The 13,773-nt window shown below is 75.6% G+C and carries 11 protein-coding genes; 7 read left to right on the plus strand and 4 right to left on the minus strand.

Annotated features, from left to right (window positions below):
- Positions 1 to 15: 15 nt before the first annotated feature.
- A complete protein-coding gene (locus BMZ16_RS03560; RefSeq protein WP_089798189.1) occupies positions 16 to 1,692 on the plus strand; it encodes an APC family permease in 1,677 nt (558 codons plus the stop codon).
- A gap of 92 nt (positions 1,693 to 1,784) precedes the next feature.
- On the opposite strand, the gene BMZ16_RS03565 is transcribed toward BMZ16_RS03560, so the two are convergent.
- A complete protein-coding gene (locus BMZ16_RS03565) occupies positions 1,785 to 2,606 on the minus strand; it encodes an alpha/beta fold hydrolase (RefSeq protein ID WP_089798702.1) in 822 nt (273 codons plus the stop codon).
- Positions 2,607 to 2,747: 141 nt separating this feature from the next.
- Here BMZ16_RS03565 and BMZ16_RS19165 point away from each other — a divergent pair, with 141 nt between their 5' ends.
- The gene (locus tag BMZ16_RS19165) at positions 2,748 to 3,608 is read left to right on the plus strand and encodes a DUF2599 domain-containing protein (RefSeq protein WP_177199574.1); all 861 of its coding nucleotides are present in this window, start codon (positions 2,748 to 2,750) and stop codon (positions 3,606 to 3,608) included.
- 13 nt (positions 3,609 to 3,621) lie between these two features.
- On the opposite strand, the gene BMZ16_RS03575 is transcribed toward BMZ16_RS19165, so the two are convergent.
- Complete coding sequence (locus BMZ16_RS03575) at positions 3,622 to 4,281, minus strand: MBL fold metallo-hydrolase (protein WP_218143304.1); 660 nt, start codon at positions 4,279 to 4,281, stop codon at positions 3,622 to 3,624.
- A 204-nt stretch (positions 4,282 to 4,485) separates the two neighbouring features.
- On the opposite strand from BMZ16_RS03575, the gene purL reads away from it, so the two are divergent.
- Complete coding sequence (gene purL / locus BMZ16_RS03580) at positions 4,486 to 6,885, plus strand: phosphoribosylformylglycinamidine synthase subunit PurL (protein WP_089798190.1); 2,400 nt, start codon at positions 4,486 to 4,488, stop codon at positions 6,883 to 6,885.
- Between the two features lie 87 nt (positions 6,886 to 6,972).
- Here purL and BMZ16_RS03585 read toward each other — a convergent pair whose 3' ends face one another.
- Together BMZ16_RS03585 and BMZ16_RS03590 are read right to left on the minus strand one after the other, a co-directional pair.
- The gene (locus BMZ16_RS03585) at positions 6,973 to 7,506 is read right to left on the minus strand and encodes a flavin reductase family protein (protein ID WP_089798191.1); all 534 of its coding nucleotides are present in this window, start codon (positions 7,504 to 7,506) and stop codon (positions 6,973 to 6,975) included.
- Positions 7,503 to 8,075 (minus strand): NADPH-dependent FMN reductase, encoded by a 573-nt coding sequence (locus BMZ16_RS03590; RefSeq protein WP_089798192.1) that lies wholly within the window; start codon positions 8,073 to 8,075, stop codon positions 7,503 to 7,505. Before BMZ16_RS03590 ends, BMZ16_RS03585 begins: the two co-directional genes overlap by 4 nt.
- A 313-nt stretch (positions 8,076 to 8,388) precedes the next feature.
- Here BMZ16_RS03590 and BMZ16_RS03595 point away from each other — a divergent pair, with 313 nt between their 5' ends.
- The 4 genes from BMZ16_RS03595 (at position 8,389) to BMZ16_RS03610 (ending at position 13,518) form a co-directional block, all read left to right on the plus strand.
- Positions 8,389 to 9,873 (plus strand): RNB domain-containing ribonuclease, encoded by a 1,485-nt coding sequence (locus tag BMZ16_RS03595; protein ID WP_089798193.1) that lies wholly within the window; start codon positions 8,389 to 8,391, stop codon positions 9,871 to 9,873.
- Positions 9,874 to 9,908: 35 nt separating this feature from the next.
- Positions 9,909 to 10,724 (plus strand): M15 family metallopeptidase, encoded by an 816-nt coding sequence (locus tag BMZ16_RS03600; protein ID WP_177199575.1) that lies wholly within the window; start codon positions 9,909 to 9,911, stop codon positions 10,722 to 10,724.
- Between the two features lie 74 nt (positions 10,725 to 10,798).
- Positions 10,799 to 11,899 (plus strand): ribosome small subunit-dependent GTPase A, encoded by a 1,101-nt coding sequence (gene rsgA, locus BMZ16_RS03605; RefSeq protein ID WP_255366327.1) that lies wholly within the window; start codon positions 10,799 to 10,801, stop codon positions 11,897 to 11,899.
- 224 nt (positions 11,900 to 12,123) lie between these two features.
- Positions 12,124 to 13,518: a glycoside hydrolase family 6 protein gene (locus BMZ16_RS03610; RefSeq protein WP_089798195.1), complete on the plus strand. Its 1,395-nt coding sequence runs from the start codon at positions 12,124 to 12,126 to the stop codon at positions 13,516 to 13,518.
- The last annotated feature ends 255 nt before the right edge of the window (positions 13,519 to 13,773 follow it).

Consider the following 13,773-nt stretch of genomic DNA (forward strand, 5'->3'; position numbering starts at 1 on the left):
CGGACGGAGGCTGTCATGTCGACCACCCGCAGCGTCTCCGTGCCCGGGGACGCTGGAACCTACGTGCGTGCCGACGGCACGCACGCCCCCAGTGCTGATCACGTCAAGCCGCACCCCTACGGAGAGCCCGGGGCGCGGCAGCCCGCAGGTCACTCCGGACCCGCCATCGGTGCGCCCGCGGCCGGCCCCGCGACGTTCATGTCCGTGCTCCAGCTCTCGATGCTCACGGTCGTGGTGGTGGCGTCCTTGCGGTCGCTGCCGGCGATCGCGACGTACGGGCTGGGGTCGGTGACCCTCTTCGTCCTCCCCGCGATCCTGTTCCTCGTGCCGACCGCGCTCGTCGCGGCCGAGCTCGCCACGGGGTGGAAGGGCGGGATCTTCACCTGGGCGCGCGAGGCGTACGGCGAGAGGGTCGGATTCCTCGCGATCTGGCTGCAGTGGATCCAGAACGTCGTCTGGTACCCCACGCAGATCGCGTTCATCGCGGCCAGCCTGTCGTTCGTCGTGGGCGACCAGCGGCTCGTCTCCAACGGTGTCTACACGGCGGTCGTGATCCTCGTCCTGTACTGGGGCTCGACCCTCATCACGCTCGCCGGAGGCAACCTGTTCGCCAAGGTCGGCTCGTGGAGCGGCATCTTCGGCACGCTGCTGCCGGCGCTGCTCCTGATCGTCTTCGGCGGCATCTGGCTGGCCACCGGCGAACCGTCGCAGACCCCGCTGGAGGCGTCGGCGGTGATCCCGCCCTGGACGGGCATCGCGTCGATCGTGCTCATCGTGTCGAACGTGCTCGCGTACGCCGGCATGGAGGTCAACGCGGTCCACGCCAACGACCTGAAGAACCCCGGCAAGGGTTTCCCCCGGTCGATCGCGACCGCGACGGTCCTCATCCTCCTGGTGTTCATCCTGCCGACCATCGCGATCTCCGTGGCCGTCCCGAAGGGCGACCTCGGGGTGACCAACGGCATCAACCTCGCCTTCCAGCAGTTCTTCGACCACTGGGGCATGGCCTGGGGCACGCCGGTGGTCTCGCTGCTCATCGCGCTCGGGGCGTTCGCGTCGGTCGTCACGTGGATCGCGGGACCCTCGCGCGGGCTGCTCGCCGCGGCCCACACCGGCCTGCTGCCCCCTGCGCTGCAGCGGCGCAACAAGGCCGGGGTGCAGGTGGGCATCCTGATGGTGCAGGGCGGGATCGTCACGCTGCTGGCGCTGCTGTTCGTCCTCGTGCCGAACGGCAACACCGCCTTCATCGCTCTTGTCGACATGGCGGCGGCGCTCTACCTGATCATGTACATGATCATGTTCGCGTCGGCGATCCGGCTGCGTCGGACCCAGCCGCAGGTGGTGCGGACGTACCGCACGCCCGCGATGAAGCTCGTCGCGGGTGTCGGGTTCGTCGCCTGCGCCGTCGCGTTCGTGCTGGCGTTCATCCGTCCGTCGGGCTTCACCGGCCTCTCCGAGGTGGCGTACCCGCTCGTCGTGGCACTGGTGGTCATCGTCCTCGGCGGCCCGCCGCTGCTGTTCTACGCGCTGCGCAAGCCGACGTGGGACAAGCGCACCGCGGAGGAGCGCGCGACCACTGACAGCGTGCTCGTCAACCCCGCACCCGCGGGGTCGGCACCCTCCTCCGCGGGGTCGTCACCCCCGCCTCCGGGACCGGGGCAGCCGGGCACCGGCCGGCCCGCGACGGGCTAGCAGGTGGCCGGACGACGGGGACCCGTGGCGCGGGTCCCCGTCGCCCGTCGCGCCGTCTGCTGCCGCGACCGCCGCCTCCCGCGGGGGGGGGGTCACGCGTGCACCCGGCCCAGCACCGCGTCGGCCACGTCGGCGGGCCGGTGCTCCGGCAGCCAGTGGTCCGCGTCCAGCGCCACCCGGGTGAGCGGTGCGTCGACGAACCGGGCGGTGGCCGCCACGGACGCGGGGGCGAAGAACGGGTCGCGGTCGGCCGAGACGTACGTCGTGGGCACCCGCACCCACCCCGCCGCACCGCGGGACAGCGGCAGCGCCCGGTACCAGGCGAGGGCCGCGGTCAGGGCCCCGGGCACGAGCATCCGCTCGACGTACCGGTCGGCCAGGGGCGCCTCGAGGTCCGCGCCGGTCAGCGCGCGGCGCAGCGCCCGGCTGTCCTGCGCGAGCAGGGCCCGCTCCGGCAGGCGCGGCACCTGGAACCACGCCATGTACGACGACCGCCGCGCCTGGCCGTGCAGCAGCCCGGCGCGCACCGCCCCCGGGTGCGGGGTGCCCAGCGCCGTGAGCGACGCCGTCCGGTGCGGCCGGTGCGTCGCGAGGGCCCACGCCACGCCGCCGCCCCAGTCGTGCCCCACGACGTGCGCACGCTCCACGCCGGCCGCGTCGAGCAGGGCGACCACGTCGGCGACCAGCTCGGGGAGCGCGTACGCCCGCCGCCCCCGGGGGCGCGCACCGGGGGAGTACCCCCGCTGGTTCGGCACGAGCACGCGCACCCCTGCGCGGGTCAGCAGCGGCGCCACGGCGTCGTACGCGGAGGCGTCCTGCGGGAACCCGTGCAGCAGCACGACGACGGGCGCGCCGTCCACGGGCCCGGAGTCGCGCACGTCGAACCGCAGGGCGCCGCGTCGGTAGCCGTCCACACCCCGCAGCACAGCACGGGGACGTCGGGCCGCCGAGCGGGACGGGGTGCGGCTCAGCCGGTCCGCGGCATCCACTCGTGGTCCGGGTCCCCGACCGCCGTGTCCATGCCTCGCCGTGCGGCCCGACGGTACGGTCGCCGGGTGGGTGCGCGCGCGGTGGGCCGGGGCGGTTCGGCCCGAGGCGTCCTCGCGTCGCGTGCCGCGTGGGCGGGTGCCGCCGCGGCCGTCGTGGCCGGGCTGACCGCCGGGTGCGGTCCGGACGACGGCGCGCCGGTGACGCCGTCGCCCCCGGCGAGCACGGCCCCGACGTCGACCGGCACCGCGTCGCCCGGTGCCGCCCCGGCGGTCCCCGACGCCGGGACCGTCCTGCAGGACGGGGTCCCCCTCGCCGACGCCGCGCGGCTCGGTCACGACGCCGGGTCGCTGCTGCCCGTCGACGGCGGCGACGTGCAGGTCGTCGACCAGGGTGACGGGTCCGTCGTGGCGACCGTGCAGGCGCCGCCCGGGGCCCTGGCGTGGGTCGCCCCGCCGCCCGGCGGTCGCGGCGAGGTGCAGACCGACGGGTCGCTGACCCTGCACGACGGGGCCGGGACGGTCGTCGCGGCGCTCGCGGCCCCCGTCACGGCCGACGGCACCCGCGCCTCCTGGCGTCCCGTGGGCGACGTGGTGGCGCTGGACGGGCCGGCCGGGCCGGTGTCGTTCGTCGTCGGCACCGTGCCGCTGGAGGGTGCGACGTGGGGCGAGGCCGAGGGCGGCAGGTCGCTCGCCGTCGTCCCGGCCCCGTGGGTGCGCGACGGCGGCCTGGCCGCGCAGCAGGCGCTCGCCTCCCGGCTCTCCGCCACGGAGCCCGAGGCCGCGTCGCCCTCCATGCAGGCCCAGCTGTGGTGCCACGTGCTCGGCGCACGCGACAAGGCGTCGTGGAACCTCGAGCCGTGGCGGCCCGAGGTCCCGACGACCACGCTGCTCGCCACCCGCTGCAACCCCACCGACGACGACGCCTGAGCCGACGCCCGGGTCAGTCGTCGTCGAGCGTCAGGGTCTCGTCCGGTGCCAGACGCCGGTACCCCGTCGGCGGGACGAGCTGCCCCATGACCCGGTCCACCAGCGCGAGCCCCGCGTCGTTGAGGATCCCGTGGTGGATCGCCACGGCGAGGGTCGGGCGGACCAGGCGCACGTAGTCGACGGCCTCCGCGATCCTGAGCCACGGCGCGCTGACCGGGACGCACAGCACCTCGACCCGGGTGCCCGGTGGCGGCGGCGTGAACGAGTCGCCGGGGTGCAGCACGACACCGTCGACGAGGTAGGCGAGGTTGGGGATCCGGGGGATGTCGGGGTGGATGACGGCGTGCCACTCGCCCAGCGCCTCGACGGGGAAGCCGGCGGCCTCGAAGCGGTCACCCTCGACCACCACGTGCAGCCGCGCGAGGTCCGCGTCGGCGGCCACCAGCTGGTCCACCACGCCGGGCGGTGCCCACACCTCCAGGCCCGGTGAGGCGTCGAGCGCCGCGACCAGGCGCGGGGGGTCGACGTGGTCCGGGTGCTCGTGCGTCACGAGGACGCCCGTCGCGCCCGCGAGGGCGTCGGGGCCGCTGAAGGTGCCCGGGTCGACGACCAGCACCTGGTCGTCGCGGTCGAGGCGCACGCAGGCGTGGCCGAGCGAGCGGATGGTGGTCACGGATCCTCCTCCGGCGCCCGCGGGGTGCGGGTGGTCGCTGCGACGAGCGTGCCGCGAGGGGCCGGTTCGCGCCAGGGGACCGGCGGTGGACACGGACCCTCCGGCCGCCCGCGCGCCGGTACGCTGAGCGCGTCTGCCGACCTGCGGCGCGGGACCTGCGCGGGCGAGCCGCCCCTGCGGACCCGGCCTCCACCGAGGGAACCGATGACCACCGCACCTGCGCGCCCCGACGCTCCGTCCGCCCCGCACACGTCCGACACCGTCGAGCACGCCGCGGCCACCCCGGAGGTCGAGCAGCCGTTCGCCGAGCTCGGCCTCAAGCCGGACGAGTACCAGCGGATCCGCGACATCCTCGGCCGCCGCCCCACCGCGGCCGAGCTCGCCATGTACTCCGTCATGTGGTCCGAGCACTGCTCGTACAAGTCGTCGAAGACGCACCTGCGGCAGTTCGGCGAGAAGACCACCCCGGCGATGAAGGAGCACCTGCTCGTCGGCATCGGCGAGAACGCGGGCGTCGTCGACATCGGTGACGGCTGGGCGGTGACGTTCAAGGTCGAGTCGCACAACCACCCGTCGTACGTCGAGCCCTACCAGGGCGCCGCGACGGGTGTCGGCGGCATCGTGCGCGACATCATCTCGATGGGTGCGCGTCCCGTGGCGGTCATGGACCAGCTCCGGTTCGGCGCCCCGGAGCACCCGGACACCGCGCGCGTGGTGCACGGCGTCGTCGCGGGCGTCGGCGGGTACGGCAACTCCCTGGGCCTGCCGAACATCGGCGGCGAGCTCGTCTTCGACGCGTCGTACCAGGGCAACCCGCTCGTCAACGCGCTGTGCCTCGGCGTGCTGCGGCACGAGGACATCCACCTGGCCAACGCCTCGGGCGTCGGCAACAAGGTCGTGCTGTTCGGGGCGCGCACCGGCGGCGACGGCATCGGCGGTGCGTCGATCCTCGCGTCGGAGACGTTCGACGACACCAAGCCCTCCAAGCGCCCGTCGGTGCAGGTCGGCGACCCGTTCATGGAGAAGGTGCTCATCGAGTGCTGCCTCGAGCTCTACGCCGCGCGCGTGGTCGAGGGCATCCAGGACCTGGGCGCCGCCGGCATCTCGTGCGCGACGAGCGAGCTCGCGTCCAACGGCGACGGCGGCATGCACGTCGACCTGGAGAACGTGCTGCTGCGCGACCCCACCCTGACGGCCGGCGAGATCCTCATGTCGGAGTCGCAGGAGCGGATGATGGCCGTGGTCCGCCCCGAGAAGCTCGACGAGTTCCTCGCGATCACGTCGAAGTGGGACGTCGAGACCGCCGTGATCGGTGAGGTCACCGGCACCGGCCGCCTGACGATCGACCACTTCGGGCAGCGGATCGTCGACGTCGACCCCAAGACGGTCGCGCACGACGGGCCGGTGTACGACCGGCCGTACGCGCGCCCGGCCTGGCAGGACGGGCTCGTCGCCGACTCCGTGAGCACGCCCGAGGGTGCGGCGCGCTACGCCCGCCCGGCCGACGGCGACGAGCTGCGCGCCACGCTGCTGCAGCTCCTCGCCTCGCCGAACCTCGCGTCGCCGGCGTGGGTCACCGACCAGTACGACCGCTTCGTGCAGGGCAACACCGCGCTCGCGCAGCCCGACGACTCCGGTGTCGTGCGCGTCGACGAGACCACGGGCCTGGGCGTCGCCCTGGCCACCGACGCCAACGGCCGCTACACCAAGCTCGACCCGTACACCGGAGCGCAGCTCGCGCTCGCCGAGGCGTACCGCAACGTCGCCACGGTCGGGGCCCGGCCCCTGGCGGTCACCGACTGCCTGAACTTCGGCAGCCCCGAGCACCCCGACACCATGTGGCAGCTCGTCGAGGCGATCCGCGGCCTCGCGGACGCCTGCCAGGTGCTCGAGGTGCCGGTGACCGGCGGCAACGTCTCGCTGTACAACGGCACGGGGGAGCCCGGCCAGATCGACTCCGCGATCCACCCGACGCCCGTCGTCGGCGTCCTCGGGGTGCTCGACGACGTCGCCGACGCCGTGCCCTCGGGGTGGACCGCCCCCGGGCAGGCCGTGTACCTGCTGGGCACGACGCGCGCCGAGCTCGACGGCTCCGCGTGGGCCGACGTGGTGCACGACCACCTCGGTGGCGTGCCGCCGCGCGTCGACCTCGACGCCGAGCGCCGGCTGGCGCAGGTGCTGGTCGCCGCCGCGCGTGACGAGCTGGTCGACGCCGCGCACGACCTGTCCGAGGGCGGCCTGGGGCTCGCGCTCGTCGAGTCGAGCCTGCGGTACGGCGTCGGGGTGCAGGTCAGCCTCGACACGCTGTGCGAGCGCGACGGCCTGACGCCGTTCGAGGCGCTGTTCTCGGAGTCGCAGGCCCGCGCGATCGTGGCGGTCCCGCGCTCGGAGGAGGTGCGCCTGATCGACCTGTGCACGGCCCGCGGCGTCCCCGCCCTGCGGCTCGGCGAGACCGCCGAGACCTGCACCCTGGGTGCCGGCACGCCGGTCGACGACGACGACCACGTGCACGCGGCCGCGGTCGAGGTGAGCGGGCTGTTCACCCTGCCGCTGACCGAGGCCCGCGAGCTGTGGGAGGCCACCCTCCCGCGCCTCTTCGGCTGACACCTCCCACCCCCCGGGGTGGGAGTACGACCCGGTCGCACCCAGGCTGCCTGGGTGCGACCGGGTCGCCCCGTCACGTCCGGGCCGTCAGGGGGTGAGGCGGTGGTACACGCGGTCCCGGTAGACCAGCGGGCGCGCGCAGGTCACGCCGTGGCTGAGGGCCCGGAGCGAGACCAGGTGGCTGTCGCCGACGGGGGTGCGCTGGACGATCCGCCCGCGCACCCACGCCTGCGCCCCGTCGACGACCGGCTCCCCGGTCGGCAGCGGCGTCCAGCCGCCGGCGGCGAACCGGTCGATCCCCGAGGTCGCGAACCGCGTCGACACGTCCTCCTGGCCCTCGGCCAGGAACGACACGGCGACGGTGGCGGCCCGGGACAGCGCGGGCCACGACGACGACCCCGACGCGAGCGAGAACGCGAGCAGGGGCGGTGCGGCGGACACGGAGATGACGGACGTGGCCGTGAACCCCACGAGCCGGTCGGCGTCCCGCAGGGTGACGACCGCGACGCCGGCGGCGTGCCGGCGGAACACCTGCTTGTACTCCTCGGGCGTGAGCGCCGGCTCGTCGTGGTCGGCCAGGAGCCGTTCCAGGTGCTGCAGGTCGTGGGTGCTCGTGGTCATCGCGCCACCTCCAGGGTGCGGGCGGGGCGGTCCGCGCCGACGGCCCGCCGCAGGGGGTGCTCGGCGTGCTGCCACCAGCGCTCGACGGCCGGCGCGACGTCCGCGAGCTCGGCGTCCAGCAGCGTGAGGGAGCGGGTGGGGACCGTCGCGCCGAGCTCGACGAGCACGGGCCGCAGGTGCACCTCGCCGACCAGCGCGTGGGCGGCGGAGGCCGAGACGACGAGCGGCACGGCGACGGCCCCGGCGAGGCCGTCGGGGCCGTACAGGTCGAGGAACGACTTGAGCAGGCCCGTGAACGACGCCTTGTGGACGGGGGTGGCGACGACGAGGACGTCCGCGTCGGCCACGGCCTGCAGCGCTGCGTCGAGGTCGGGGGTGCGGGGCTGTGCGTGCAGCGTCGGTGCCAGCGTCGCGAGGTCCACGACGGACGCGGGACCGGCGGCCGTGGCGGCGGGGTCGAGCCGCACCGCGAGCGTGCGGGCCAGGGCCGCGGCGGCGGCGAGCGTGCGGGAACCGGGCCGGGGGTTGCCGACGAGCGCGGCGACGCGCACGGGGTCGGGTCGGGACATGGTCTCTCCTGGGGCGTCGGTGGGTGTGCGGGGGCGCGCGCGACCGGCCGTCGGGTCGGTGGCGCGGCGGGCGGGACGCGGGCGCCGGGGTGGCGGGCGCGTGACCGCGGTGCCGACATCGGCGGTCGGCGGCGTGCCGGGTCGTGCTCATGCGGTCCCCTGTCCCGCCGGCGGGTGCGCGCGGCGTGGGTGCGTCCTGGCGTCGAGGCTAGGCACGCCGTCCGCAAAAGGGGATAAGAACGGTCGGCTTTCTTGACTGGTGAGACGTCCTCCCGGGTGCGCCCGCCCCGGCCCGAGCGCCTACAGTGCCTGCGTGCCCGTTCGTCCCGTCCGCCTGCTCGGTCCCTCCGACGCCACGACGTCCGCGGTGGCCGCAGGCCTCGCGGCGCTGCGGGAGGAGGTCGAGCTGCCGGGCGCCCACCCGCCCGAGGCGCTCGCCGAGGCGCAGGAGGCCGCCCGGCGCGGACCGGGCGACGCGCATGTCCCCGGCCCGCGTGCGGACCGCACCGACGTGCCCTTCGTGACCGTCGACCCGGTGGGCTCGACGGACCTCGACCAGGCGGTCCACGTCGAACGGCGCGGTGCCGGGTGGCGGGTGCGGTACGCCATCGCCGACGTCGCCGCGTTCGTCGCACCCGGTGGGCCGCTGGACGCCGAGGCGCACCGCCGCGGCCTCACCTGCTACAGCCCCGACGGGCGCGTGCCCCTGCACCCGACGGTGCTCTCGGAGGGTGCCGCCAGCCTCCTGCCCGGGCAGCTTCGCCCGGCCGTGCTGTGGAGCATCGACCTCGACGCCGACGGTGAGCCCGTCGACGTCCACGTGGAGCGGGCCACCGTGCGCAGCCGGGCCCAGCTCGCCTACGGCGAGGTGCAGGACCGGTTGGACGCGGGGACGGCCGACGACCTCCTGCGGTCCCTCGCCGCCGTCGGCCGGCTGCGCGAGGCGCGCGAGCGCGACCGCGGCGGGGCGTCCCTCGACGTCCCCGAGCAGGAGGTGGTGCGCGCCGCCGACGGCACCTTCGGCCTGCGGTTCCGCGCGACGCTGCCCGTGGAGGGCTGGAACGCGCAGATCTCCCTGCTGACCGGCATCGTCGCCGCGCGGCTCATGCTCGACGCCGGTAGCGGCGTGGTCCGGACGCTGCCGCCCGCCGACCCGCGGGACGTCGCGCGGCTGCGCCGCACGGCGGGCGCCCTCGGCATCGACTGGCCCGACGACGTGCCGTACCCCGACCTGCTGGCGGGCCTCGACTCGCACCTCGGCCCCCACGCCGCGTTCCTGCGCGAGGCCACCACGCTGTTCCGCGGTGCCGGGTACCGCACCTTCGGCCCGCACGACGCGGCGCCCACCGGGCGCGACGCGGAGCACGCCGCGATCCGCGCGCCCTACGCGCACGTCACCGCCCCGCTGCGCCGGCTCGTCGACCGCTACGGCACCGAGGTCTGCCTCGCCGCCGTCGGCGGTCACGACGTGCCGGGGTGGGTGCAGGAGCGGCTCCCCGAGCTGCCCGCCACGATGTCGCGCACCGGGCGGCGGGTCGCCGCGTTCGACCGCGGGGTGCTGGACCTGGTCGAGGCCGCCGTGCTGGCGCCCCGGGTCGGCCAGGTGTTCACCGGTGTGGTCGTCGACGCGGACGAACCGCGGGACGGCCGGGTGCGCGGCGCCCTGCAGCTCCGCGACCCCGCCGTCGTGGCCCCCGTGACCTCGGCGTCGGGCGTGCTGCCGCTCGGCGGGACGCTCGACGCTCGACTGGACGAGGTGTCCGTCCCCCACCGACGGGTGACGTTCGTGGCCGCATGACGGATTCGTCCGGATTGCCCCTACCATCGGCGTCCATGACACCTCGTCCCTGGCGCAGCATCGTCGTCGCCGGGCTCGTGCTGATCGCCGTCCTCGGCATCGGCGGGGCCGCGACCGGGCTGTGGAGCGAGCTGGCGGGCGACCCGTCGACGCGCGTCCAGGGCCTCACCGAGGAGGTGCCCTGGCACGAGGCGCTGCCCGTGCCGTCCTACGGTGCGGCGGCACCCGAGCCCGCACCGGCGCCGGAGCCGACGTTCGACCTGGCCGCGCACTCCACGACGGACCCCGCGAGCCCCTGGGTGATCGTCAACAAGCAGCACCCCATCGCGGCGGACCACGTGCCGGGGGACCTCGTGGACGTGGGCGGTGCACGGGTGCGGGCCCTCGTGCAGCCCGACCTCGCGGCCATGGTCGCGGCGGCGGACCAGGCGGGTGCCCGGCTCGTCGTGCGCAGCGGGTTCCGGTCGTACGCCGAGCAGGCTGCGGCGCGCGCCGACGTCGAGGGGCGTCGCGGGTTCGCGCACGCCGAGCGCTACTCCGCCCGCCCCGGCTTCTCCGAGCACGAGACCGGGCTCGCGGTCGACGTCGACTCCGGGACGCAGCCCACGTGCAACCTGCAGACCTGCTTCGCGCAGACGGCCGAGGGCCTGTGGCTCGCGGAGCACGCCTGGGAGCACGGCTTCGTCGTGCGCTACACCGAGCAGAACACCGCGGTCACCGGGTACGCGCCGGAGGGCTGGCACCTGCGGTGGGTGGGTCGCGAGCTCACCGCGTGGCTGCACGCGCAGGGCATCGGCTCGCTCGAGGAGGCGTTCGGGGTGCCCGGAGGGCCGGACTACCCCACCGGCTGAGGGTGCCGGGCAGGGCCGCGCCCGCGGCGGGAAAAGCCGTCGCCCGCGTGCCGCGCCCGACCTACCGTCGAGGGGTGAGCACGTCCGCCCCGCACCCACCCGCCGGCACCGGCGCGCCGCTGCGCGCCCGGGTGGTGCGGGCGGAGCGCGGTGCGCTCCTCGTCGTCCCGGACGACGACCTGGGTGCGGCCGCGCGGCGCGCGGAGCTGCCCCGTGACGGCCTCCTGCCGCTGCCCGACGGCACGCGCACACCCCCGACCGTCGGCGACGTGGTCGCCGTGGTCGCCGTGGTCGGCGACGCGCGTGACGCGTGGCCCGCCGACGGCCCGCACGCGCCGGCCCTGCACGCGACCGCCCTGCACCCGCGCCGCACGGCGGTGGTGCGCGACTCGGCCGGCCGCACCTCGCTCGAGCAGGTCGTCGCGGCGAACGTCGACGTCGTGCTCGTGGTCGAGCACCTCGACCCGGACCCGGACCTGGGGCGCGTCGAGCGGCTGCTGACGCTGGCGTGGCGCTCCGGCGCCCGGCCCGTCGTCGTCCTGACCAAGGCGGACCTGGTCCCGGACCCCGACGGCATGGCCGCGGAGGTGGCGCAGGTCGCGATCGGCGTGGACGTCCACGCGGTGAGCGTGCTGGACGGCGCGGGGCTCGATCCGGTCCGGGCGCTGCTGGCGCCGGGTGTGGCGCTCGTGGCGGTGGGGGCGTCGGGCGCCGGCAAGTCGAGCCTGGTCAACAGCCTCGCCGGCCGGCAGGTCATGGCGACGGGGGAGATCCGCGCGGACGGCCGGGGCCGGCACACCACGACCCACCGGGAGCTGGTGCCCCTGGCCGGCGGTGCGGTGCTCGTCGACACGCCGGGGCTGCGGGGGGTCGGGCTCGTCGCCGCGCCCGACGCGCTCGACACCACGTTCGCGGACGTGGCGGCGCTCGCGGCCGCGTGCCGCTTCACGGACTGCTCCCACGAGCGGGAGCCGGGCTGCGCGGTCCGGGCGGCCGTCGCGAGCGGTGAGCTCGCGGAGCGGCGGCTGGTGAGCTGGCACAAGCTGGCCCGGGAGGCTGCCTACCAGGCGCGGCGCGCCGACGCGCGGCTCGCGGCGGAGGAGCGGGCCCGGTGGCGACGGATCACGCGTGACCACCACCGGGCGTTGCGGGGGCACGGCGCCCCGCGGCCCTGAGCGGTGACGGGGCGCCGCGCCGCGGCGGGCACGCAAGCGGTTCGACGTCCGCCTGCCGCGGCAAAAACGATTAGGGCATGACCGTCCGCTCGCCAGGCCGCACCCCGCTCGGGTGTGATCGGGGAGTCGTTCGGGGACGGCGTCGAGGACGACGCGTCCCCGGGCGCGCCGACCGGCACGCCGGCGCCGACGCGCCCGACGCCGACCCGACCCGAGGAGAGTCCATGTCCCCCCGCACGAAGGTGGTCTCCACCACCCGGCGCAAGGTCGTCGCGGCCCTCGCCGCCAGCGCGGTCGTGGCCGCCGGCGTCACGGCGCTGACCTCGACCGCGGCGCAGGCCGCCGCCGGCTGCCGCGTCGACTACTCCGTGACGAGCCAGTGGCCCGGCGGCTTCGGCGCCACGGCGACCGTCACCAACCTGGGCGACCCGCTGTCGTCCTGGGACCTGCGCTGGACGTTCGCCGACGGCCAGAGCATCCAGCAGCTGTGGAACGGTGTCGTCTCGACGACCGGTTCGCAGGTCAGCGTGAAGAACGTGGCGTGGAACGGCTCGCTCGGCACCAACGCCAACGTCCAGGTCGGCTTCAACGGCGCGTGGAGCGGCAGCAACAGCGCACCGACCTCGTTCACCCTCAACGGCACCACGTGCACCGGTGGTGTCGTGGGCCCCACGTCGAACCCGACGACGCCCCCGGTCACGACGCCGACGCCCGTCGTCACCCCGACCCCGGTCGTCACGCCGACGCAGAACCCGACGACGCCCCCGCCGGTGTCGAACAGCCAGTTCCACGTCGACACGACGAACCAGTCGTACCGCGCGTGGCAGGCCGCGTCCGGCAACGACAAGGCGCTGCTCGAGAAGATCGCGCTGACGCCGCAGGCGTACTGGGTCGGCAACTGGACCGACGCGTCGGTCGCGCAGCAGGAGGTCCGGGACATCACCGGGGCCGCCCGCGCTGCCGGGAAGACCGCCGTCCTCGTCGTCTACGCCATCCCGGGCCGCGACTGCGGCTCGCACTCCGGCGGCGGCGTCTCCGAGTCCGAGTACGCACGCTGGATCGACACGGTCGGGCAAGGCATCCAGGGCAACCCCTGGGTCGTCCTCGAGCCCGACGCCCTCGCGCAGCTCGGTGACTGCTCCGGCCAGGGCGACCGCGTCGGCTTCCTGCAGTACGCCGCGAAGTCGCTGACCGCCCGGGGTGCCCGCGTCTACATCGACGCCGGCCACTCGGCGTGGCTCTCGACGACCGAGGCCGCGAACCGCCTCAACCGCATCGGGTTCAGCGACGCCGTCGGCTTCTCGCTCAACGTGTCGAACTACCGCACGACCGCCGAGGCCAAGGCCTACGGGCAGGAGATCTCGCGCCTGACCGGCGGCAAGACGTTCGTCATCGACACGTCGCGCAACGGCAACGGCCCGGCCGGCTCCGAGTGGTGCAACCCCCGGGGCCGCGCCCTGGGTGAGCGCCCCACGCGGGTCAACGACGGCAGCGGGCTCGACGCGCTGCTGTGGATCAAGTTGCCCGGTGAGTCCGACGGTGCCTGCAACGGCGGGCCCGGTGCCGGGCAGTGGTGGCAGGAGATGGCGCTCGAGCTGGCCCGCAACGCGAAGTGGTGACGCGACGCCACCGGCCGGTGGCGTGTCGCTGACACGACCACCCACCGGTGCGCGGCGGCGCTGAGGCGCTCGCGCACCGAGGACGAGGCCGCGGACACCCCGGACGGGGGAGTGTCCGCGGCCTCGTCGCGTGCGGGTCCCCGGGGCGGGCGATCCGTGTCCCGGCCGTCCGACCTGGCACGCCGCTGACCACGGGTCGGACGTCCCGTCCCGCTCACAGGGACGAGACCTACCCTCGAGAAGTTTCCCCCGTCC

It is taken from the genome of Cellulomonas sp. KH9, from assembly GCF_900114185.1.
GTDB lineage: Bacteria > Actinomycetota > Actinomycetes > Actinomycetales > Cellulomonadaceae > Cellulomonas.

Excerpts from the sequence above, each read along its gene's own strand:
- BMZ16_RS03560 (WP_089798189.1), top strand. The coding sequence starts at position 16 with ATGTCGACCACCCGCAGCGTCTCCGTGCCCGGGGACGCTGGAACCTAC.
- purL (WP_089798190.1), top strand. The coding sequence starts at position 4,486 with ATGACCACCGCACCTGCGCGCCCCGACGCTCCGTCCGCCCCGCACACG.
- BMZ16_RS03585 (WP_089798191.1), bottom strand. The coding sequence starts at position 7,506 with ATGACCACGAGCACCCACGACCTGCAGCACCTGGAACGGCTCCTGGCC.
- BMZ16_RS03590 (WP_089798192.1), bottom strand. The coding sequence starts at position 8,075 with ATGTCCCGACCCGACCCCGTGCGCGTCGCCGCGCTCGTCGGCAACCCC.
- BMZ16_RS03600 (WP_177199575.1), top strand. The coding sequence starts at position 9,909 with ATGACACCTCGTCCCTGGCGCAGCATCGTCGTCGCCGGGCTCGTGCTG.
- BMZ16_RS03610 (WP_089798195.1), top strand. The coding sequence starts at position 12,124 with ATGTCCCCCCGCACGAAGGTGGTCTCCACCACCCGGCGCAAGGTCGTC.